This window comes from Halomonas sp. AOP12-B1-6, from assembly GCF_052379225.1.
Classification (GTDB): Bacteria; Pseudomonadota; Gammaproteobacteria; order Pseudomonadales; family Halomonadaceae; genus Vreelandella; species Vreelandella casei.
The window spans coordinates 446,292-467,723 of record NZ_JBQSYK010000003.1 but is presented as its reverse complement, the minus strand read 5'-3'; the positions used below and the strand labels follow the sequence as shown (position 1 = coordinate 467,723).

The following is a 21,432-nucleotide window of genomic DNA, read 5'->3' as shown; positions in this document are numbered from 1 at the left end:
TTAGGATGGGGTTTAACGACAGCGAGCCAGGCCACAAAGCGAGCACAGAGCGATGGGGTGGATTGTGGTGGGCTACTTAAGCGGTAGTTGGTTGGCAGCGCTAAGCGTTTGCCGCTGGGCGGGCGTGGGCGATCCCCGCCGACACGGCTCGTTTAACCCTGGATTCTCCAACGTACTGCGTCTGTACGGCCCCCGCTTAGCAACCGCTACATTGTTGCTGGATGCCCTGAAAAGCATGCCGGCGGTGCTGGGCGCGAAGCTGATGAGCTGCCCGGTGTGGCTGCAAGGATTAGTCGGGCTGGCGGTGCTGCTGGGCCACAGCTTTCCATTATGGCATGGTTTTCGCGGCGGAAAGGCCGTGGCGAGTGCGTTTGGCGTGCTGCTGGTATTGGTGCCCAGCGTTGCGTTATTGAGCGCCGTGCTGTGGTCATTATTAGCATGGCGGCTAAGAGCAGCCGCGCTGGCGTCACTCATGAGCGCGCTCATCGCGCCGCTCGCCTGCGGCTGGCTGGCGCCTGACTATGTGATGGTAGTGGGCGGTTTTAGCCTACTGGTGCTGGCCCGTCATGGCCTTAATATTCGACGCCTGAGGCGGGGCGAAGAGCCGCCTTTACGCGGCTCCTAACGCTATGGCTGACTAGCGGATGTCGTCGGTGGTGTCAGCTTATCCAGTGGCCAGCGGGGGGTTGCTTGCATCATTCCTTGGATATCATGCTCGCCTGCCGCCAGCCGCTGAGCACCGACGTAGGCAATCATGGCGCCATTGTCAGTACAGAATCGTCCACGTGGATAGTAGGCGCGCGCCTGGCGTTTTTCACACTCGGCTTGAAGCCGTTCACGCAGCCGCTGATTAGCACTCACACCGCCCGCCACTACTAGGCGCTTAAGGCCCGTTTGATCCAGCGCGCGGCGGCATTTAATGACCAGCGTATCAACAACGGCTTCTTCAAAGGCGCGGGCTACGTCGGCGCGCGCTTGATCATCGAGCTCGCTGGCGTCGTTTAACTGGCGAATGGCCGTCATGGTATGCGTTTTTAAGCCTGAAAAACTGAAGTCTAGCCCTGGGCGATCCGTCATTGGGCGCGGAAAGCGAAAGCGTTTGGGATTGCCCTTTTCCGCTAACTTGGCTACCTCGGGACCGCCAGGGTAGGTGAGGCCAAGCATTTTGGCCGCTTTGTCAAAGGCTTCACCGGCCGCATCATCTACTGACTCGCCAAGCAGTTGATAGCAACCTAGCCCCTGCACTTCGACCAGCTGGGTATGGCCGCCAGATACCAAGAGAGCGACGAATGGAAACTTGGGCGGGTGCTCCTCCAGCATCGGTGCCAGCAGGTGCCCCTCCATATGATGCACGCCAAGCACCGGAATATTTAAGGCGCGCGCCATGCCGTGAGCCGTGCTGGCACCGACCATCAGTGCGCCGACAAGGCCCGGGCCTGCGGTATAGGTGATACCGTCCAAATCATTGCGCGTCAGTTTGGCATCGCTCAGCACTTGCTCAATCAGCGGCAGCAGTTTGCGCGTGTGGTCTCTCGACGCGAGTTCGGGCACGACGCCACCAAACTCAGCGTGCATGGCGATCTGGCTATACAGCGCATCGGCGAGCAGCCCCTGGCCACCTGTTTTCGACGTGTCATATAGTGCGACGCCAGTTTCGTCGCAGGACGTTTCAATGCCCAGTACGCGCATAAAAAGGGACTCTTTGTCGGTATGAAGGTAAAAAATGATGAGAGCGCTAGTTTAGCATTGTCGCTGCGGACGGGCGTAAGCATTTGCAAAGATAGCCAGCGGCGACTAGACTACTGTGCGCTGTAAAACTGGGTCGTGCACTGTGTTCTTGATTGCGATGTAAATCGCTATTTTCGCTGTGTACGTACTATCCGAACTCAAAATTTTAAGGTAGGTGAGTGCTTAATGCCTTCTGTAAAAGTACGTGATAACGAGCCGTTTGACGTCGCCCTGCGTCGCTTCAAGCGTTCTTGCGAAAAAGCTGGCGTTCTTTCTGAAGTACGTCGTCGCGAGCAATATGAGAAGCCGACTGCTGAGCGTAAACGTAAAGCGGCAGCTGCCGTGAAGCGTCACGCTAAGAAAGTCCAGCGTGAAACTAAGCGTTTCGAACGGCTCTATTGATCCGTACCCGAGGGGGCCGGAGCAGTTAGCTGGTCGTCTCAAGAGGGATGCCAAGCGGCCGCCACTAGGTGGCCGTTTGTTTTTCGGCATATTTAATGCCGTTCAAGTCCAACGCTGTTTAAGGTGATCTGGCAGTGGGTCTGATGACCCTAAGCAGTGTCTTAAAAGCTCTGTCTTAAAAGCTCTGTCTGAAATGCTCTGTCTCTAATGTCAGCGAATCAGCGCGATGCGCGAGGATGCCCGTAGTTCATGGCAGGCCAAATTCCACAGCGTTTTATTGATGACCTGTTAGGCCGCGTCGATGTGGTCGAGGTGGTCGGTGAGCGTGTGCAGCTTAAAAAGGCCGGCCGTAACTATTCTGGGCTCTGTCCCTTCCATCAAGAGAAAACGCCATCCTTCACGGTCAGTTCGGATAAGCAGTTTTATCACTGCTTTGGCTGCGGAGCCAATGGTAATGCACTACGCTTCTTGATGGAGTACGACAAGTTGCCGTTTCCCGAGGCCATAGAGCAGCTAGCGGGGCGTTTGGGTATTGAGGTGCCCCGCGAGGGGGCTGATGATCCGCGTGCTCAGCAGCGTGAAAAAAAGCGTAAAGAGGGCGTTAACCTGCTTGAACTCGCCGCGAGTTTTTATCGCGAGCGATTGAAAATGCAGGAAGGTAAGTCGGCCCAGCGTTACTTATTGGATCGCGGGCTCTCGGACGATGTAATCAAGACCTATGGTATTGGCTATGCCCCGGCGGGATGGGAGGCGCTCAAGCAGCACCTCAGCGAGCGTGGAATTGGTGAACCTGTTCAGGTGGAATACGGCCTGCTGATTCATCGTGAAGATACTGGGCGTACCTACGATCGTTTCCGCGACCGGGTGATGTTCCCGATTAGGGATTTGCGCGGGCGAACCATTGCTTTCGGCGGCAGGGTCATGGGCGATGATCAGCCCAAGTACCTCAACTCGCCTGAAACGCCGGTGTTCCATAAAGGCCGCGAGCTGTACGGTTTGTTTGAGGCGCGTCAGGCATCGAACAAGCTCGAGCAGCTGGTGATCGTCGAGGGCTACATGGACGTGGTGGCGCTGGCGCAGTACGACATCCATAACGTCGTGGCAACGTTGGGCACTGCTACCACCGAAGATCATTTGACTCGCCTGTTTCGGCTGGTGAGCCGCGTGGTGTTTTGTTTCGATGGTGATCGCGCCGGCCGCCAGGCAGCTAGCCGGGCGTTGGAAACGGCGCTGCCGCAAATGCTCGATGGCCGTGAAGCGCGCTTTTTGTTTTTGCCAGAAGGTGATGACCCGGACTCGTTAGTACGTCGCGAAGGCACGCAGGCATTCCAAGATCGCGTGACCTGTGCCATGCCGCTGTCGGAGTTTTTGTTCGAACAGGCGGCTCAGGGGCGTGACTTAAATACGGTCGAAGGGCGCGAGCGATTTGCCAGTCAAGTGCTGGAAGCATTGAACAAAGTGCCCGAAGGGATGCTCAAATCGTTACTGCTTGAGTCGTTGGCCCAGCGCAGCGGGTTGGCCCAAGAGCAGCTGAAAGTGTTGCTCGAAAAGCGCGCTCAAGCGGCCCAGCAGCATGCGTTGCAGAAAGCACCGCCTGTTGATCCGTCGGAAGCCGAATCAGTGTCATCAGCTGTGCCGAATGTTTCACATGCTGCGCCTGATCGATCATCGCTCTCACGCTCTCAGGCGCTTTCGCCCGTGGGGCGTGTGGTGCAGCTGTTGCTGCACGAGCCTAGTTTGGTAGGCGCGTTACCGGATCATTTGGATTGGCTGCCTGACGATGATGATGCACCGCTATGCCAAGAGCTGATTACGCTGCTCAAGGCGGGGCGCTATCGCAGTCCGCAGGTGGTATTGGCACATTTTCAGGGTAGTCAGCAGGGGCAGGCGTTGGCTGCCTTCGCTAAGCGAGATTTGTTAATCGCAAAAGCGGATCGAGAGGCCGAGCTGAATGGCTTGGTAGAGCACTTGCAGTACGTTCATCGCCAGCGTTCTCCGCAGGAGGAGTACGAGGCGTTGCTGGCGCAGGAGCGCGCCGGGCAAAAGCTAGATAAGGAGCAGCGCCAGCGTTTGGCAAGCTTGATAATGGAGCTTGCGCAGCGCCAATAAGGCGGTGTTTTAAGCGATAGGGGTTGAATTCTTACCGTTTCAGCACCAGATATGAGGTCAGCCACTTAGCGCTGGCCTAACCAAACAACCTAACACACCTGAATGGTTGCGCAAATACGTTTTGCTGGAAAAAAACCGGCTATTTACGCTATACTACGTCGCTTGTTGAGTTTAATCGATTCAGCGCTCCAGGTGTTTCATTCTTCTTCGTCGAGATAGGGTTTCTATGGCTGGAAATGCGCAGCAGCAGACACGTCTGAAGGAGTTGATCGCACGCGGCAAGGAACAGGGTTACCTGACCTATGCCGAGGTCAACGACCATCTACCCGAGGATATTGCCGACCCGGATCAAGTGGAAGAAATCATTGGCATGATCAACGACATGGGTATAAGTGTCGCTGAAGAAGCGCCTGATGAAGACACCTTGATGATGTCGGATCATTCCGCGGACGAGTCCGCTGCGGAAGAAGCCGTAGCCGCGCTCGCCGCGGTGGATAGCGACGTGGGCCGCACCACTGACCCAGTGCGCATGTATATGCGCGAGATGGGTACGGTTGAGCTTTTGACCCGCGAGGGCGAAATTGCAATCGCCAAGCGGATCGAAGAGGGTACCCGTGAAGTGATGTCGTCCCTGGCATATTTGCCGGGTGCCGTCGCCTCTATTCTGAATGCCTACGATGCTACCCAGGATGAAGAAGCGCCTGGGCGACTTTCGGACCTGTTTTCTGGCTTCATCGACCCTGATGAAGGTATTCCTGGCGTTGCCGAAGCCGAAGTGCCTGAGCCTGAGCCCGAGCCCGAAATTGAAGAGGGTGCCGAAGGCGAGGATGAGGACGACGATTCTACGGCCAGCGAAGGCGGTCCGGACCCTGAAGAAGCGCGTGCGCGTTTTGAGCAGATCCGTGAGCAGAATGCCCTCGTTGAAGCCGCTTTTACTAAGCATGGCCGCGGTAGCGCCGAGCTGAAATCAGAGCAGACGCGTTTGGCAGTACTGTTTTCACCGATCAAGCTGGTACCTAAGCACTTTGAGCGCCTAGTGGGCCAAGTGCGTATCAGCGTTGAGCAGGTGCGCGCCCAAGAAAAAGCGGTGATGCAGCTGTGTGTGAAAAAAGCCAAGGTGCCGCGTAAAACGTTTATCAAGTCGTTTCCTGGTAACGAGTCGCGTAAGGCGTGGCTAGATGACTTTCAGGCAGCGCAGAGCAAGTACGCTGATCGCCTTGAGCCACTGCGCGCCGATATTGCACGTGCTCAGCGCAAAATCGCCTTTGAAGAGGACATGGTGCAACTTTCCGTTGCCGACCTTAAAGAGGTGAACCGCAAGCTCTCTATTGGTGAGGCAAAAGCTCGTCGCGCTAAGAAAGAGATGGTTGAGGCCAACCTGCGCTTGGTGATCTCGATTGCTAAGAAGTATACCAACCGTGGTTTGCAGTTCTTGGATTTGATCCAAGAAGGCAATATCGGCTTGATGAAAGCGGTCGATAAGTTCGAATATCGCCGCGGTTATAAGTTCTCGACCTACGCCACGTGGTGGATTCGTCAGGCGATTACTCGTTCAATTGCCGACCAGGCACGCACTATTCGTATTCCGGTGCATATGATTGAAACGATTAACAAGCTTAATCGCGTGTCGCGCCAGATGCTGCAGGAAATGGGCCGTGAACCGACGCCGGAAGAGCTTGGCGAACGCTTAGAAATGCCGGAAGAGAAGGTGCGCAAGGTCCTGAAAATCGCTAAAGAGCCGATCTCCATGGAGACGCCGATTGGTGACGATGATGACTCGCATCTGGGCGACTTTATCGAAGACGGCACTATGCTGCTGCCTATCGATATGGCGACCGGTGAAGGCTTGATCGAAGCGACCCGCAACGTGCTAGGTGGCTTGACCGCCCGCGAAGCAAAAGTGCTGCGCATGCGTTTTGGTATTGATATGAATACCGATCATACGCTTGAAGAGGTTGGCAAACAGTTTGATGTAACGCGTGAGCGAATTCGTCAGATTGAGGCCAAGGCGCTGCGCAAGCTGCGCCATCCTAGCCGCTCTGAGCCGCTGCGTTCATTCCTCGATGAGTGAAGGTCAATAAGCGCTAAGTAGCCGTTAAGATAAAAAAGCCCGGCGTTCAATGAACGCCGGGCTTTTTGCGTTCTATCGTCTAAGCGCTTACAGCGTGTAATAGGTGGCTGAGCCGGGGCCAACGGGCAGGCCTAACAAGAACACCCAGACAAAGAACAGCAGACTCCAGCCAATCAGCATAAAGAGCGTATAGGGCAGCATGATGGCGATCAGTGTTCCGATACCTGAGTCTTTACGATAGCGTGCCGCAATCGCCATGATTAATCCGAAATAGCTCATCATGGGCGTAATCAGATTGGTGACTGAGTCGCCGATCCGATAGGCGGCTTGAATGACTTCTGGCGCGTAGCCCATCAGCATTAGCATGGGTACAAAAATCGGTGCCGTTACGGCCCACTGAGCAGATGCGCTACCAAGCGATAGGTTGATAATCGCGCACATCACAATGAACAAGGCAAATAAGCCCGGCCCGCTTAAGCCCAGCGATTCTAATAGGCCTGCTCCCGCGACGGCAGTGACGGTGCCAAAATTACTCCAGTTGAATAGCGCCACAAACTGAGCGGCAAAAAACACCAGGACAATATACAGACCTAGGCTGCTCATGCTCTTAGCCATGGCGTTTACGATATCGCGATCATTATGCATAGTGCCGGCAAGCCGGCCATATACGAAGCCGAGTACGGTGAATAAAACCGCCACAATAACCACAATGCCGCGTAAAAAAGGCGAGCCGCTGACAAGGCCTGTTTCCGGATCGCGTAGAATCCCGTTCTCAGGGGCTATAGTGGCAATGAGCAGCGCAACAATCACCAGCATCGCCAGGCCAGTCCCTTTCAAGGCTCGTTTTTCAGTGCTGGATAGCCCTTCCATACGCTGCTGGTTGATGTCATCTTCAGCGTAAGCAGGATCAAATTTGCCTAGTTTGGGCTCCACAATGTACTCGGTTACCAGCCCACCAATGATGGTGACAAAGAAGGTGCTGACGAACATAAAGAACCAGTTAGCCTCGGCGCCGACCATATAGCTCGGATCTAACAAATGCGCGGCTTCTTGCGTAATCCCAGATAGCAACGGATCAACCGTGCCGATGAGCAGGTTGGCACTATAGCCTCCGGACACGCCGCAGAATGCCGCTGCTAAGCCAGCCAGTGGGTGGCGTCCCAACGAGTGGAAAATCATGGCGGCCAGCGGGATTAGAACCACGTAGCCAAGCTCTGCGGCGGTGTTGGACATGATGCCTGCAAAGACCACCGCGTAGGTAACAAGGCGCGGTGAGCGGTTAAGCACTAGGGCGCGCATGCTGGCGGAAAGTAGCCCCGAGTGTTCGGCCACGCCAACGCCCAGCATGGCCACGAGTACCGTGCCCAGTGGGGCAAACCCGGTAAAGTTAGTTACCATCTCGGTGATTAGACGGCGCAAGCCTTCGGCATTCAGCAATGAGTTGACGGTAATCCATTCACCCGCGTTGGCGGGCCTCGGGTCGGCCACAGAGACGCCCAGCGCCGCGGCAATTCCGCTAGCCACTACGACCAATACGCACAGTATCGCAAAGAGCGTGACAGGGTGAGGCAGCAGGTTACCTAGCCACTCGATGCTATCTAAAAAACGCGTAAAAAAGCTTCGTTGCAGGTTGTTTCTATCATTTTCGGTTTTATTCATAAGGTTTATATCGTCAATGTGGGTTTTTTTAGTAAAGACGTGCCGAAATAGCCTAGCGAGCGACACTACGTTGAAGCGCCGCGGCTCGCAAATGGCTTTTTGCATGACGAGATTTGAAAAATGAAACGCCGCCTTGGAAAGCCCAAGGCGGCGTTTAGAAGCCTAGGAAGGAAACTGTTAGTTGGACACGTGGCGCGCTTTATAAATGCGGCGAGCAAGCAGCAGTAGCTCAAGCGTGGCAAATAAAATTAAGCTGTAACCTAGCAGCTCCACTACCTCTTCTGCTATGTCTTTGATGTCACGAAGGTAATTATCTTCGAGTACGGCGCGCCAAAAAATTTGCCGCCCATAGAGGCGTGAAAAAACGTAAGTGGTGAGTAACCCAGCGGCAAACAGCCCGAAGGAAAACGTGTTGCTGTAGTAAATGAACTCTTCCATAAAGCGGCGGCGTTGAATGACCACCCACGCAATAGCAGGGATGGCGATGAGCGATACCAGAACTTTCCACGCATCGTGTCCAACGTATTTATCAAAAAAATAATCTTGCTCGCGCACCAGCGAAGCCGCAATAAATGCGAACAAAAGCAGCGTCACCGTTGGCCATACTTTTAGCACCTGGCGTACGTAAAGCAACATCAGGCAGCAGGCCACCAGAATAATCGTTTGCGTAAACTCGGTGAATCCCAGCTCGGTAAAACGCACCGACGGTAGATATATGGCTTCTAGATAAGCGCCTTGAGCGATGGCGCCAATAAACAACACATAAAGGGTCGCACGTAGCAGGGTCGTACGAAAACAGATGGGCAAAGCGGGAAGGGAAGACATACGACATCCTTATCTAGAAGAAGCGCCTTTGCAAAACAAACATGCATAGTTGAATGTTCATTATATCGTCACACTTATTTGCTTGCACGTCGGTATTGCGGTTAATCACTCGACGTTTTGTGGTTTGCCCTGCACAGTACCTCACAGGTAAGCAATAACACCCTTGCGAGGCGTATCAGCTATGGCTATCAGTGTATTTGATCTTTTCCGAATTGGTATTGGTCCTTCAAGCTCACATACCGTAGGCCCTATGCGTGCAGCGCGAGATTTTGCCTTAACACTGAGTAAACAAACCGTCGTGACTCGGCTCGCTGTTAGGCTGCACGGATCGTTGGCTGCTACCGGAATAGGCCATGGTACAGATCGCGCCGTTATTATGGGGTTGATGGGAGAAGTGCCTGAAAGCATTGATCCTGACAGCATTGATGTGCGGCTTAACGCTATCGATGAAGGGGCCCTTCTGATACTTGCGAACGGGCAGCAGGTCACTTTCTCGCGCGCCGATGATGTGCAATGGGATGAGGCCTGCCTGCCATTTCATCCTAACGCCATGGTCTTAAGCGCTTACTGCGATGACGCGCTGGTAGCGACTAATACGTTTTATTCCCTAGGCGGCGGCTTTTATGTCGATCAGGCGAAAGCGGATCAAGGTGAGGTCGGAGAAGACAGCACAGCGCTGACTTATCCTTTTAATACGGCCGCTGAGTTGCTTGGCCTGTGTCAGCAGCACCAGCTGCGCATTAGCCAGCTAATGCTCGCGAACGAAAAAGCCTGGCGTAGCGAAGCGGCTATTCGTGAGGAGCTGCTCAGTATTTGGCATGCTATGAGTGACAGCATCGAGAATGGCTTGCGCGCGACAGGGCATTTGCCGGGTGGCCTAAATGTGCGCCGGCGTGCGCAGCTACTGCATCAGCAGTTGCTGCATCCGCCTGAAAACCAGCGTCTGATTGTATCGAGCTTTACGGTGATGGATTGGGTCAACGTCTTTGCGCTGGCGGTGAACGAAGAGAATGCTGCCGGGCGGCGTATGGTCACCGCGCCCACCAACGGTGCGGCAGGCATTGTACCCGCTGTGTTGGCGTACTATTTGAAATTTGAGCCCGAGGCCAGTGAGGCTGACGTAGTGGACTTCCTGCTCACCGCCGGCGCCGTGGGTATTTTGTGCAAAAAGAACGCCTCAATTTCCGGTGCTGAGGTTGGCTGCCAAGGCGAAGTAGGCTCAGCCTGCGCCATGGCCGCTGCCGGGCTTGCTGAAGTGCTGGGTGGCTCCCCTGGGCAGGTGGAAAATGCCGCAGAGATCGGCTTGGAGCATAATCTTGGCTTAACCTGCGACCCGGTGGGTGGGTTGGTGCAAGTGCCCTGCATTGAGCGCAATGCGATAGCGTCCGTCAAGGCGATCAACGCTGCGCGTATGGCGATGCACGGCGATGGTGAGCACTTTATATCGCTCGATAAAGTGATCCGCACGATGCGCGATACGGGCCGTGATATGCAGGACAAATATAAAGAAACGTCTAAAGGCGGGCTCGCGGTTAACGCGATTGAGTGTTAAATAGCTGCATGGCGTTGCAGCGTAGTGTCGATATTGGCCACCAGATAATCAACCATTTGGCGGATCTTCGGCGATAGGTGACGATGGCGGGGATACACCGCCCATACCGCGGTATCGTGGTGTTGAAAAGGCTCAAGCACCGCTATCAGTTCGCCGCTGGCAAGGTAAGGTGCAACGTAATAGTCGGGTAGCTGGGCAAGCCCCAGTCCCTTGCGGGCAGCATCAAGTAGGGCGGGGCCGGAGTTGCCTGTCCAGCAGCCTTCTATGCGCACTTCGCGGCGCTGGCCGTTCATATCAAATAGCCAGTTAGGCCGCGAGCCAATCAGACAGCGGTGCTGACTTAGCTCCCCCAGTGTGTGAGGGCGAGGTGCTTGGCGAAAATATCCCTTAGAGCCGACGATATATTCGCGCCGGTCGCACAGGCGCCTAGCGATCAAGCTAGAGTCCTTTAATACCCCCATCCGAATCGCAATATCGTACCCCTCATCAATTAGCTCGACCGGGCGGTTAGTAAAGTGCATGTGAATGTCGAGCTGTGGATGTAGGCGTTGAAAATCATTGACGAGTGGGGCGATAAAGCGCTCGCCGAAGGTAGTGGCTGAGGTGAGTTTAAGTAGCCCGTTAGGCGTGGCCTGGAGTTCGCTAATCGCTTGCTCGGCATCGCGTAGCCCATCAAACAGATGACGACAGTGGTCAACGTAGATAGCCCCCGCATCGGTCAAGCGAATTTGCCGCGTGGTGCGATACAGTAGCTGTACGCCCAGCTGGTTTTCTAGCTGGCTGACTAAGCGGCTGATGTGTGAGGTCGACACGTTTAGATACCGAGCAGCGGCAGAAAATGTGCCCAATCGCACTACTTCCACAAATGCTTCGATGCGATTCCAGTGCTGCATGCTATTTCCTTGCCGTAACGACGATTGTTGCTGTGTGGCAATAATCTTATGAGTATATCCCGGTTTATCAAGACCTCCCAGCTGATCTACACTGCAATCACACCAATTACGTCAAGCAGGCGGGCTTTGTCTGCTGTTGGCGATGCATTAGGAGTTAGTCAATGAAGTCACGCGCAGCTGTTGCATTGGAAGCGGGCAAGCCGCTTGAGCTGGTTGAAATTGATGTACAAGGCCCGAAAGCGGGCGAAGTACTGGTGAAAATGGCTGCGACAAGCGTTTGCCACACCGATGCTTACACGCTTTCGGGTGCTGATCCGGAAGGTAATTTCCCCGCCGTGCTTGGCCACGAAGGTGCCGGCGTGGTTCAAGAAGTTGGCGAGGGCGTTACGAGCCTTAAGCCGGGCGATCATGTTATTCCGCTTTACACCGCCGAGTGCGGCAAGTGTAAATTCTGTTTGTCGGGTAAAACTAACCTGTGTGGCAGCGTACGCGCCACCCAAGGTAAAGGCGTAATGCCTGACGGCACCTCGCGTTTTTCGCTAGATGGCAAGATGCTTCATCACTACATGGGCACCTCCACCTTTAGTGAATACACGGTGTTACCCGAGGTCTCTCTGGCGGTGGTATCTAAAGAAGCCCCCATGGATAAAATCTGCCTGCTGGGCTGTGGTGTGACTACTGGCATCGGTGCGGTACTGAATACCGCCAAGGTAGAACCGGGCGCTACGGTGGCGGTCTTTGGCTTGGGTGCTATCGGTTTAGCCGTTATTCAAGGTGCGGTGATGGCTAAAGCCGGGCGTATCATTGCTATTGACGTTAACGCTGACAAGTTTGAGCTGGCCAAGCAGTTTGGCGCCACCGACTGTGTGAATCCTAAAGATTACGCCGATTCTATTCAGCAGGTGATTGTCGATTTGACCGACGGTGGGGTCGACTACTCCTTTGAGTGTATCGGCAACGTCAATGTGATGCGTTCAGCGCTTGAATGCTGCCATAAAGGATGGGGTGAATCGATTGTGATTGGTGTTGCTGGGGCCGGTGAAGAGATCTCCACACGGCCGTTCCAGCTGGTGACGGGGCGTGTCTGGAAAGGTTCTGCCTTTGGTGGCGTTAAAGGTCGTAGTGAGCTGCCCGGTTATGTTGAGCGCTATATGAACGGCGAGATCAATATCGACGACTTTATTACCCACGATATGCCGTTCGAGAAAATCAACGAAGCATTTGATTTACTGCATGCGGGTAAGAGCATTCGTACCGTGTTGCATTACTGAGTATCATTACTGACACTATCGCTAGCATGTCTAAAACGCGGTGGGGGAGACCTCCCGCGTTTGCTGCATTTAGAGGAACCTGCCCATGAGCATGAGTGAAACTTTAGAACTGGTGTCCGCCAACCGTAGTTTCGGTGGCTGGCATAAGCGCTACCGCCACTACTCCCGCGCGCTGGACTGCGACATGATTTTTGCGGTTTACCTACCGCCTCAGGCCGAAAATGATCGTGTGCCTATGCTTTGGTGGCTCTCTGGGCTGACGTGCAATGATGAAAATTTCATGCAGAAGTCGGGCGCTCATTGCGTGGCAGCCGAATTAGGTATTGCTATTGTTTGCCCCGATACCAGCCCACGAGGCACTGATTTGCCCGGCGAACATGAAAGCTACGATTTAGGTTCAGGAGCGGGCTTTTACGTGAATGCAACCGAAGCGCCGTGGAAGCCTCACTATCGTATGTACGATTATTTAGTGGAAGAGCTGCCTTCTGTTGTACGCCAACATTTTCCGGTCAACGGGCGCGAATCGATTAGCGGCCATTCTATGGGTGGGCACGGGGCGCTAATTCTTGCGTTACGTCATCCTGGGCGCTTCCGTTCAGTCTCGGCGTTTTCTCCGATCGTTAATCCGATGAACTGCCCGTGGGGCCAGCAAGCGTTTACCGCCTATTTGGGCGAGGATCAGTCACGCTGGCGTCAGTATGATGCTTGCGAACTTGTGGCTAATGGCGCATCGCGCCAGCGTCTGTTTATCGACCAAGGTGAAGCGGATCAATTCCTGGAAGAGCAGCTGCAGCCAGAGCGTTTAGAGGCCGTTTGCGAGGAGCACGATCATCCTCTAACGCTGCGCCGTCAACCTGGCTATGATCACAGCTACTTCTTCATTGCCTCGTTTATTGAGGATCATCTGCGCTATCATGCAGACCACCTCATGAAGCGTTAAGGATACCTGGATGCTCAATCGCTCGCTGCGTCGTTTCATGCGTCTGCTATGGCGTTTTGTATGGCGCGGCCTGCTAGCGTTTGCGCTCTTATCAGTGGCGATTGTGCTGCTTTTTAGCGTGGTTCCCCCGCCGGGATCAATGGTCATGGTCGAACGCAAAGTGCAGAGTTGGATTAACAGCGAGCCAATTCGCATACAGCGGCAATGGCGCAGCTGGGATTCTCTTTCTGCTAATGCCAAGCTGGCCGTTATTGCCGCAGAAGATCAGCGTTTTCCTCATCACGGTGGGTTTGATTTAGTGGAGCTGCGGCGGGCATTGCAGGCTAGTCAAGACGGTGGGCGGCTGCGTGGCGCTAGTACGCTTAGCCAACAAACGGCCAAGAATGTTTTTCTATGGACGGGACGAAGCTGGGCGCGAAAAGGCTTAGAGGCGTGGTTTACGCTGCTGATTGAAACGCTATGGAGCAAGCAGCGTATTCTGGAGGTATATCTTAACGTGGCCGAATGGGATAGCGGTGTGTTTGGCTTAGAGGCGGCTTCTCAGCATTATTTTGGCGTTTCTGGCAACAGTCTTACTGAGCGCCAAGCAAGCCTGCTTGCCGCTATTCTACCCAGTCCTCGTACGCGTAGCGCTGCCCGCCCAGACGCCCAGGTTGAACGGCGCAGCCAATGGATACGCCAGCAAATGCGTAATTTAGGTGGCCCAGGCTATCTAAATAATCTGTAAATGTTTTGCCGCTATGCCGCCTTGTCTCTGGGTTTTCGAACCACCATGACCACACCGACCAAAGCAATCAGCATGCCTCCCAGCCCTAGCAGTGGGAGGCGTTCGTCAAATAGCCACCACGCTTGAAGCGCCGTGACCGGTGGCACCAGGTAAAAAAGGCTCGCTACCCGCGAGGCTTCGCCCTTTTTTATCAATGCCATGAGCAGCAAAATAGCGGCGACTGAGAGAATCAGCACCAGCCATCCAAGCGTCAGTGCAAAGGTGATGGTCCATTCAACCTCGCGTGTTTCAAACAACAGTGCTCCACATCCCAGCAAAACCCCTGCTGCCAAATATTGAATAACAGCTCCTGACAGCAGCGGCATACTAGTGCAGTAGCGTTTTTGATACAGCGTGCCCACTGAAATACCTATTAAAGCGGTCGTCACACACAGCAGCGCGTTTATGCCGAAGCCATCGAAAAGCGATTCGCCAATCTCAAGCTTACTGCCCAGTACAAAGACGATGCCGATTAACCCCAGCATTAACCCTAGCCATTGGCGTCGAGTAAGCCGTTCGCCTAAGAGCGGCCCCGCAAACGCTGCGGTCAGTAGCGGCTGAAGGCCGACAAGAAGAGCCGCAAGGCCCGCAGGCATGCCTAGACTAATGCCATAAAAAACGCCGCCTAAATAGGCCCCGTGGACCAAGCAACCGGCTATCGCGATATGCACCCATAGCATCGGTGATGATGGCCAGGAAATACACATCGCCACGACGAGGGGCGTTAGCAGCAACAGCGTTAGGACAAAACGAATAAACAAAAACGTAAAAGGTTCTGCATAGGGAAGGCCGAATTTCGCACCAATGAAGCCAGTACTCCATAGCAGCACAAAAAGAATAGGCATGGCCGCAAGCCCTAACGAGGTTCGGTATTTTTTGTGCAAGCTATTGAAATTAATCACTATAGTTTTCCTGAAAAGAAGGGCGTAAGCGCGCATCAGTTACTTATTGTTCTTTTTGTTACTAACTTTTACATCATAAATTGAACCTGCTTGGATACGGCGCGTCACAGTTGGCACATCCATAACGTGTGAATGAGGTTTCTTATTATGCAACGTATAACTGCTCTGTTCTCTGCTGCCCTACTTGCCACTGGTCTGATGACGGCTACTGCCCACGCCCAGCAAGAGCAAGATCCAGCGCAAGATCCGATGGCTACACAGCAAGCAGCGCCAGCCCAGGATTTCTCTGATGATCAGCTCCAGCAGTTTGCCGATGCTTCTCAAGAAATTGCGGTAGTTTCGCAAGAGTACACTCAGCGTCTGCAGGAAGCGGAAGATGAATCATCGCAGCAGGAAGTGCGCACTGAAGCCAACGACCGAATGATTGAAGTGGTCGAAGACAGCGGCCTAGATGTTGATACCTTCAACGCTATCGGTCAATCCATTCAGCAAGATCCAGAGATGATGCAGCGCGTTCAAGAAATGGCCGGTCAATCATAAGGTCGATGAGCAAGATCCGCTGACATTATTTGACTTGATTCGCAAAAATTAATGCCAGTGTGGCCTTTGCCACTTAAAGCCCGGTGCTCTCAGCACCGGGCTTTTTGCTGTTAACTGCTTTTATTATGCGCACAGGGTTTACGTCCAGGGGCCATCCCTACACAATTCACCTTAACTTTTGAACGTTACGCTCTAGGAGATTCCATGGACGTTGAGCTGTTAGAAATACGCCAGCATATGGGGCGGTTCCCGCCTTTCGACGGCCTATCGGATGATCTTCTTGATACCATTGCCGAGCAGGTGGAAGTCAGCTACTTCAAAAATGGCAGCGCTATTTTAGTGCTTAACGAGACGCTCAATGATTTGTGCTATATCCGTAGCGGCGCTGTAGAAGTTTACCGTAGCAAAGGAGAGTTACATAACCGCCTGGGTGAAGGCGATATTTTTGGTCACTTTAGCCTGCTGCGTAATCACAAGGTGCGTTTCCCCGCAGAGGCTATAGAAGATACGTTAATCTATTTTATTCCTGATGTAGTGTTCCAGCGGCTGTGTGAAGAAGACGATCATTTTGCCGACTTTGTAGAGCTTGAGCGACCACGGTTAGAAACGATCGCTGAGCAGCAAAAAAAATCCAACGATATGATGGTCACGCGGATACGCAAGCTGCTTACCCGGAATCCGGTAATGGTTGAAACCTCGACCAGCGTTCAGCTTGCCGCACAGCAGATGAGTGAAGCACAGGCCTCTGCGCTACTCGTCATCAAAGAGGGCATTGGTGATAACCCACGCTTCAGCTTTCAAGATAGCGAAGGTCGAACCTGGCAAATGTGTGGCATTCTGACCGATAGCGATTTTCGTACCCGCGTGGTGGCTGAAGGCCTACCGCCGCAAACGCCAGTAGGCGAGGTGATTTCCTCACGGCTCATCACCGTTCAATCCGACGTTTCTGTCAATGAAGCGATGCTGACGATGCTGCGTAATAACGTGCACCACTTGCCTGTGCTGTATCGTCAGCGACCCGTAGGCGTCGTACATTTATCCGATATTATCCGCTATGAAACACACAGTGGCCTCTATTTGGTTAGCAATATCTTTAACCAGTCAAGCGTGCAGGGGCTTGCCCGTTTAGCGTCGGATGTCAGGGCCTCGTTTGTGCGTATGGTGCAAGAGGGTGCTAACTCTCAGATGGTCGGTAGCGCACTCTCAACGGTTGGGCGTAGTTTTACAAGACGACTGTTGGAAATGGCTGAAGCCGAGCTTGGACCTCCGCCCGTGCCCTATTGCTTTATGGTCAATGGCTCTATGGCGCGCAATGAACAGAGCATTGTCACGGATCAGGATAATGCGCTGATCCTTTCAGATGAGTTTAACCCTGAGCAGCATGATGCATATTTTCTCGCTATGGCAAACATTGTCAGCGATGGCCTAGATGCCTGTGGCTATACCTATTGCAAAGGCGATGTTATGGCCACCAATACGCAATGGCGTCAGCCGCTAAGTGTTTGGAAACGTTACTTCCAAGATTGGATGGCTAATCCAACGCCGGAAAGACTGCTACATAGCTCGATTTTCTTCGATCTGGATAGCTGCTATGGCGAGGATCACTATGTGGAAGCACTGCAAGATCAGATTGCTCTGACGGCGCCCAAATCGCCTCTCTTCTTAGCGGCTATGGCGCGTAATGCGTTAAACCGCACGCCGCCGTTGGGATTTTTTCGCACCTTTGTGATGGAGCAAGACGGTAAGCACAATAACTCCATCAATCTTAAGCGGCGAGGCACGGCGCCGATGGTAGATTTGGTGCGGATACACGCCTTGGCCTGTGGTTCTAAGGCACAAAACTCGTTTCAGCGTTTGAATGACATCAGTCACACGCAGCTATTGGCGACCGGCATGAGCGAAAAGCTGAGCTACGCATTTGAGTTTTTATGCATGTCGCGAATACGCCATCAGATGATTGATCTTCAAGAGGATCGTCTGCCTGATAACAATATCGAGCCAGAAAATGTTGAAGATAGCGAACGTCACACGTTGAAGGATGCTTTCCAAGTGCTCAGTAACGCACAGAAGTTTTTAAAATTCCGCTATCCGATGCCCGCCCAGCGGCAGGGGCGCTAGGATGCATGGAATACGCCCACGCCAAAAAATAACGCAGGCCGACTGGGCAGGTTATATGGCTCAGCGGCTGGAGAAAGCACGTAATCCAGCCATTCAAAATTTTTTTGGTACGTTACTTCCAGATCCTGAAACGCCTATTTCGCAGGTGCCTATGGTGGCGCTGGATATGGAAACCACTGGGCTTGATGAGCGGCGGCACGCGATCGTAAGTGTCGGCATTGTGCCGTTTACGCTAGACCGTATAAAACTCGCCGAACGGCGCTATTGGGTCGTTAACCCTTCGCGCCCATTGGCAGAAGCGTCCATTGCCTATCATCATATTACCCACTCCGAAATTGCGCAGGCACCGGACTTAGAGGCAATACTCGACGAGCTATTGATGCAGCTAGCCGGGCGCTTAGTCGTGGTGCATTTTCGCAATATTGAGCGACCCTTCTTAGATGCGGCCGTTAATGCGCGGCGAGGGGAAGGGGTGCTGTTTCCAATGATTGATACGATGTCTCTGGAAGCTAGGCTACACCGTCAAACGCTATGGGCCCGTTTTCGTCGCTGGCTGGGCCGCCCACCGGTTTCGATACGCCTGAATGCTAGCCGTGAGCGCTATGGGCTGCCTGTTTATCAAGGGCACCATGCGCTGGTGGATGCCTTGGCGACGGCAGAGTTGCTGCAGGCACAGATTGCTACTCACTATCGACCGGAAACGCCATTGAAAGATCTATGGTGCTGAGCGCATAAGATTGAAAGGCTAGAAAGCAAAACGGGCAACCCAGAGGGTTGCCCGTTTGCATTGCAGCGATAGTACTTAAGACAGTCCTTAAGATAGTCCTTAAGACAGTTCTTAAGACAGTTCTTAAGACAGTTCTTAAGACAGTTCTTAGACCGCTTTAGGTTCGCTCATTAATCCTTTGATGATGGCATAACACGCCACCAGCAGGATAATAGTGAACGGGAAGCCGGTAGATACTGCCATGGTTTGCAGAGCGGTTAAGCCACCGCCTAGCAGCAGAGCAATCGCAATAGCGCCCTCAATGATCGCCCAGAACACGCGCTGAGGCGTGGGTGCATCTACTTTGCCGCCCGCTGTGATTGAGTCAATCACAAGAGAGCCTGAGTCGGATGACGTCACAAAGAAGATAATCACCAGCAAAATAGCGATGAAAGAGGTGATTTGCGACAGCGGCAGCTGCTCCAACATGATAAAGAGCTGTAGATCGACACCTGCATCCCGCACGGCCGTAATACCCTGGCTCACAAATTGGTCAATAGCCGTGCCGCCAAAGGTGGTCATCCAGAGTACCGATACCAGCGAAGGTATTAGCAGCACTGAAATCAAAAACTCACGCACTGTACGGCCGCGTGATACCCGCGCGATAAACATGCCGACGTAAGGGGACCAGGAAATCCACCATGCCCAGTAGAAGGCCGTCCAGCCTTGGCTGAAGTTAGCGTCTTCGCGGCCAAACGGGTTTGACAGCGCTGGTAAGTGAACCGCATAGCTCCACAGGTTCTCAAAGAAGCCAGTTAAAATCAGCAGCGTCGGGCCGACAGCGATGACGAAGACAAGCAGCAGCGCCGCCATGGCGATGTTGATCTTGGAGAGCAGCTGCACACCCTTGTCGACGCCCGCCACAATTGAGCCAATGGCGATAATCGTAATCCCGATAATCAGCAGGATCATCGTGACATCGCTTTCAGGCGCGCCGAATAGGTAGCTTAGGCCCGCGGCTGCTTGGCTAGCACCAAGGCCGAGCGAGGTAGCCAAACCAAACAGCGACGCAAATACCGCTAAAATATCGATGACATGACCTGGCCAGCCCCAAACGCGCTCACCCAAAATTGGGTAAAACACTGAGCGCATAGAAAGCGGCAGGCCCTTGTTAAAGGCGAACAGCGCTAGCGACAGTGCCACAATCGCGTAAATCGCCCAGGGGTGTAAGCCCCAGTGATAGATAGTCGCTGCCATGGCGAGCGATGCCGCGGCGGCAGGATCACCTTCGGCACCGCCTAATGGCGCCCAGTCACTGCCACTGAGTGAGGTGCCAAAATGTGTCAGCGGCTCATTGACGCCGAAGAACATCAGGCCAATGCCCATGCCTGCGGCAAACAGCATTGAGAACCAGCCCATGTAGGTGTAATCAGGCTTGGCATCAGCACCGCCAATACGGATTTTACCCAACGGTGAGAAAATCAGGCCAATACAGAGAATGACGAATATATTCGCCGCTGACATAAAGAACCACGCTAAATTACCGGTCAGAAAGCCGAAAATAGCGTCATAAATAGGCGCGATAGTGTCTTGTAGCGCCAGTGTTAGTACCACAAACAGCAGGACGACGATCGCCGAAATGCTGAACACCTTTCCATGTAGGTCAAGATTAAGACCCATGGTAGTGGTGGTAATGTTGTCCTGACCGATCACGTAATCCGTGTCGATTAGATTAGCCGCGCCATCTGGAGAGCGTATGCCCTCAGAGCTCGGCTCTTCAGGGGAGCGTTTATCGTCGTGGTTATCCACAGGAGCCTCTCTATGGCGATCAAAAAATAGGGTGTACAGAAACCAAAATGTGGTCGTCAACCAACATCGAATAGCGCATGGTTAGTCGCCCACAATAGCAAATCTGTTAGCAGAGCATTCAACGTATTATGCTTCGCCTTGCATAATAAATAGATTTACAACGACGGCAGAGGGCAAACGTCCTTTGCCGTCGTATCGACAAGCTTGTTTAGCTGTTTAGTCTTAGCTACCTAGCCACTGTTCGACTATGTCTTGGTTGTCTTCAATCCACTGTTTAGCATTTTCGTAAGGATCGCTTCCATCTTCCTGATTTAGCAGCATGACTTCGCCCATCTGCTCTGGTGTCCACTCGAAGGCATCGAGAATTGCATAGGCTTCGGGCATGTCGTCCTTCAGGCCTTGACGAACGACCGTGTGAATCTGCTCCGCACCACCGTAAACGTTTTTCGGATCATCTAGGTATTTAAGGTCAAAGCGCGCGAACATCCAGTGAGGGGTCCAGCCGGTGACAACGATATTTTCTTCGTTGTTGATGGCGCTAGAAAGTGCCGCTGTCATGGTGGCACCACTGCCACTACGCAGGTTCAGCCCAAGGTCATAGGTATCCACAACCTTTTCGGACAGCGCCATCAAGCCTGCACCGGGGTCAATACCGATGATCTCGCCATTAAAACTGTCGGCGTTATCGTTAAGATCAGCAATGGAGTCGATATCGGCGTACTCGGGCACGACGAGGCCCAGCTTAGTGCCGTCGAGATTAGCGCCTAGATCTTCAGTGCTGTCGCCTACGCGTTCCATGTATTCAGCGTGGGTGGTCGGCAGCCAAGCGGCAACGATAGCGTCCGCGTCACCCGTAGAAAGCGCCTGGAACATGGCCGCTGCTGAGAGAGAGGTAAGGTCAACCTCATAGCCCGCTTGTTCAAGCACGGCGGCGATAACGTTGGTGGAAGCAACTTCAGATGACCACTCCACGTAGGCCAGGTTAATCGAGCCTTTGTCTTCTTCGGCTTGCGCCGCGCTGCTAACCGCGATACCGGTTCCGGCTAATAGCGCCAGCGAGGCCATACGGATGCGGAGGTTCAATGTGCGATATTTCATTCACGTTCTCCCTTGGGTATAGATTTATTAATGTGTCGTTCTA

18 protein-coding genes are annotated in these 21,432 nt (G+C 53.5%); 11 read left to right on the top strand and 7 right to left on the bottom strand.

The window, feature by feature from the left end; all coding sequences use genetic code 11:
* The first annotated feature begins 52 nt into the window (after positions 1-52).
* A complete protein-coding gene (plsY, locus tag ACT3TR_RS11220) occupies positions 53-625 on the top strand; it encodes a glycerol-3-phosphate 1-O-acyltransferase PlsY (protein ID WP_096278523.1) in 573 nt (190 codons plus the stop codon).
* Between the two features lie 2 nt (positions 626-627).
* On the opposite strand, the gene tsaD is transcribed toward plsY, so the two are convergent.
* Positions 628-1,689, bottom strand: coding sequence for a tRNA (adenosine(37)-N6)-threonylcarbamoyltransferase complex transferase subunit TsaD (gene tsaD / locus ACT3TR_RS11215; protein WP_096278525.1), 1,062 nt, complete (start codon positions 1,687-1,689; stop codon positions 628-630).
* Between the two features lie 225 nt (positions 1,690-1,914).
* Here tsaD and rpsU point away from each other — a divergent pair, with 225 nt between their 5' ends.
* The 3 genes from rpsU (at position 1,915) to rpoD (ending at position 6,310) form a co-directional block, all read left to right on the top strand.
* On the top strand, positions 1,915-2,130 hold the full coding sequence (rpsU, locus tag ACT3TR_RS11210; protein ID WP_096278527.1) for a 30S ribosomal protein S21: 216 nt from the start codon (positions 1,915-1,917) through the stop codon (positions 2,128-2,130).
* 249 nt (positions 2,131-2,379) lie between these two features.
* Complete coding sequence (gene dnaG / locus ACT3TR_RS11205; protein ID WP_444625167.1) at positions 2,380-4,239, top strand: DNA primase; 1,860 nt, start codon at positions 2,380-2,382, stop codon at positions 4,237-4,239.
* 226 nt (positions 4,240-4,465) lie between these two features.
* Positions 4,466-6,310: an RNA polymerase sigma factor RpoD gene (rpoD, locus tag ACT3TR_RS11200; protein WP_096278531.1), complete on the top strand. Its 1,845-nt coding sequence runs from the start codon at positions 4,466-4,468 to the stop codon at positions 6,308-6,310.
* 87 nt (positions 6,311-6,397) lie between these two features.
* Here the strand turns inward: rpoD and ACT3TR_RS11195 are convergent, their stop codons facing one another.
* Both ACT3TR_RS11195 and ACT3TR_RS11190 read right to left on the bottom strand, forming a co-directional pair.
* On the bottom strand, positions 6,398-7,969 hold the full coding sequence (locus ACT3TR_RS11195) for an AbgT family transporter (protein ID WP_444625168.1): 1,572 nt from the start codon (positions 7,967-7,969) through the stop codon (positions 6,398-6,400).
* A 177-nt stretch (positions 7,970-8,146) separates the two neighbouring features.
* Positions 8,147-8,794, bottom strand: a complete 648-nt coding sequence (locus ACT3TR_RS11190; protein WP_096278533.1) for a hypothetical protein — start codon at positions 8,792-8,794, stop codon at positions 8,147-8,149.
* Between the two features lie 181 nt (positions 8,795-8,975).
* On the opposite strand from ACT3TR_RS11190, the gene ACT3TR_RS11185 reads away from it, so the two are divergent.
* Positions 8,976-10,346: an L-serine ammonia-lyase gene (locus ACT3TR_RS11185; protein WP_192535925.1), complete on the top strand. Its 1,371-nt coding sequence runs from the start codon at positions 8,976-8,978 to the stop codon at positions 10,344-10,346.
* Here ACT3TR_RS11185 and ACT3TR_RS11180 read toward each other — a convergent pair.
* Positions 10,343-11,239, bottom strand: coding sequence for a LysR family transcriptional regulator (locus ACT3TR_RS11180; RefSeq protein ID WP_444625169.1), 897 nt, complete (start codon positions 11,237-11,239; stop codon positions 10,343-10,345). The genes ACT3TR_RS11185 and ACT3TR_RS11180 overlap by 4 nt on opposite strands.
* Positions 11,240-11,400: 161 nt before the next feature.
* Here ACT3TR_RS11180 and ACT3TR_RS11175 point away from each other — a divergent pair, with 161 nt between their 5' ends.
* The 3 genes from ACT3TR_RS11175 (at position 11,401) to mtgA (ending at position 14,177) form a co-directional block, all read left to right on the top strand.
* A complete protein-coding gene (locus ACT3TR_RS11175) occupies positions 11,401-12,510 on the top strand; it encodes an S-(hydroxymethyl)glutathione dehydrogenase/class III alcohol dehydrogenase (protein ID WP_096278539.1) in 1,110 nt (369 codons plus the stop codon).
* 85 nt (positions 12,511-12,595) lie between these two features.
* Positions 12,596-13,450, top strand: a complete 855-nt coding sequence (gene fghA, locus ACT3TR_RS11170) for an S-formylglutathione hydrolase (protein WP_444625170.1) — start codon at positions 12,596-12,598, stop codon at positions 13,448-13,450.
* 10 nt (positions 13,451-13,460) lie between these two features.
* Positions 13,461-14,177 (top strand): monofunctional biosynthetic peptidoglycan transglycosylase, encoded by a 717-nt coding sequence (mtgA, locus tag ACT3TR_RS11165; RefSeq protein WP_444625171.1) that lies wholly within the window; start codon positions 13,461-13,463, stop codon positions 14,175-14,177.
* A gap of 11 nt (positions 14,178-14,188) precedes the next feature.
* Here mtgA and ACT3TR_RS11160 read toward each other — a convergent pair whose 3' ends face one another.
* Positions 14,189-15,061, bottom strand: a complete 873-nt coding sequence (locus tag ACT3TR_RS11160) for a DMT family transporter (RefSeq protein ID WP_444625392.1) — start codon at positions 15,059-15,061, stop codon at positions 14,189-14,191.
* 204 nt (positions 15,062-15,265) lie between these two features.
* On the opposite strand from ACT3TR_RS11160, the gene ACT3TR_RS11155 reads away from it, so the two are divergent.
* From ACT3TR_RS11155 to ACT3TR_RS11145, 3 genes are all read left to right on the top strand, one after another.
* Positions 15,266-15,658, top strand: coding sequence for a DUF4168 domain-containing protein (locus ACT3TR_RS11155; RefSeq protein ID WP_096278547.1), 393 nt, complete (start codon positions 15,266-15,268; stop codon positions 15,656-15,658).
* Positions 15,659-15,862: 204 nt separating this feature from the next.
* Positions 15,863-17,776, top strand: a complete 1,914-nt coding sequence (locus ACT3TR_RS11150) for a DUF294 nucleotidyltransferase-like domain-containing protein (RefSeq protein ID WP_096278549.1) — start codon at positions 15,863-15,865, stop codon at positions 17,774-17,776.
* Position 17,777: 1 nt separating this feature from the next.
* Positions 17,778-18,503, top strand: a complete 726-nt coding sequence (locus ACT3TR_RS11145; protein WP_096278551.1) for a 3'-5' exonuclease — start codon at positions 17,778-17,780, stop codon at positions 18,501-18,503.
* Positions 18,504-18,650: 147 nt separating this feature from the next.
* Here the strand turns inward: ACT3TR_RS11145 and ACT3TR_RS11140 are convergent, their stop codons facing one another.
* Positions 18,651-20,291: a BCCT family transporter gene (locus tag ACT3TR_RS11140; protein WP_096278553.1), complete on the bottom strand. Its 1,641-nt coding sequence runs from the start codon at positions 20,289-20,291 to the stop codon at positions 18,651-18,653.
* Between the two features lie 222 nt (positions 20,292-20,513).
* Positions 20,514-21,389, bottom strand: a complete 876-nt coding sequence (locus ACT3TR_RS11135; RefSeq protein ID WP_096278555.1) for a glycine betaine ABC transporter substrate-binding protein — start codon at positions 21,387-21,389, stop codon at positions 20,514-20,516.
* Between the last annotated feature and the right edge of the window lie 43 nt (positions 21,390-21,432).

Coding starts and splice junctions, on each gene's coding strand:
- ACT3TR_RS11135 (WP_096278555.1), bottom strand. CDS start 21,389: ATGAAATATCGCACATTGAACCTCCGCATCCGTATGGCCTCGCTGGCG.
- rpsU (WP_096278527.1), top strand. CDS start 1,915: ATGCCTTCTGTAAAAGTACGTGATAACGAGCCGTTTGACGTCGCCCTG.
- ACT3TR_RS11175 (WP_096278539.1), top strand. CDS start 11,401: ATGAAGTCACGCGCAGCTGTTGCATTGGAAGCGGGCAAGCCGCTTGAG.
- ACT3TR_RS11180 (WP_444625169.1), bottom strand. CDS start 11,239: ATGCAGCACTGGAATCGCATCGAAGCATTTGTGGAAGTAGTGCGATTG.
- dnaG (WP_444625167.1), top strand. CDS start 2,380: ATGGCAGGCCAAATTCCACAGCGTTTTATTGATGACCTGTTAGGCCGC.
- ACT3TR_RS11155 (WP_096278547.1), top strand. CDS start 15,266: ATGCAACGTATAACTGCTCTGTTCTCTGCTGCCCTACTTGCCACTGGT.
- ACT3TR_RS11185 (WP_192535925.1), top strand. CDS start 8,976: ATGGCTATCAGTGTATTTGATCTTTTCCGAATTGGTATTGGTCCTTCA.
- ACT3TR_RS11190 (WP_096278533.1), bottom strand. CDS start 8,794: ATGTCTTCCCTTCCCGCTTTGCCCATCTGTTTTCGTACGACCCTGCTA.
- fghA (WP_444625170.1), top strand. CDS start 12,596: ATGAGCATGAGTGAAACTTTAGAACTGGTGTCCGCCAACCGTAGTTTC.
- ACT3TR_RS11145 (WP_096278551.1), top strand. CDS start 17,778: ATGCATGGAATACGCCCACGCCAAAAAATAACGCAGGCCGACTGGGCA.
- plsY (WP_096278523.1), top strand. CDS start 53: ATGGGGTGGATTGTGGTGGGCTACTTAAGCGGTAGTTGGTTGGCAGCG.
- rpoD (WP_096278531.1), top strand. CDS start 4,466: ATGGCTGGAAATGCGCAGCAGCAGACACGTCTGAAGGAGTTGATCGCA.
- ACT3TR_RS11195 (WP_444625168.1), bottom strand. CDS start 7,969: ATGAATAAAACCGAAAATGATAGAAACAACCTGCAACGAAGCTTTTTT.
- ACT3TR_RS11160 (WP_444625392.1), bottom strand. CDS start 15,061: ATGCCTATTCTTTTTGTGCTGCTATGGAGTACTGGCTTCATTGGTGCG.
- ACT3TR_RS11150 (WP_096278549.1), top strand. CDS start 15,863: ATGGACGTTGAGCTGTTAGAAATACGCCAGCATATGGGGCGGTTCCCG.
- mtgA (WP_444625171.1), top strand. CDS start 13,461: ATGCTCAATCGCTCGCTGCGTCGTTTCATGCGTCTGCTATGGCGTTTT.
- tsaD (WP_096278525.1), bottom strand. CDS start 1,689: ATGCGCGTACTGGGCATTGAAACGTCCTGCGACGAAACTGGCGTCGCA.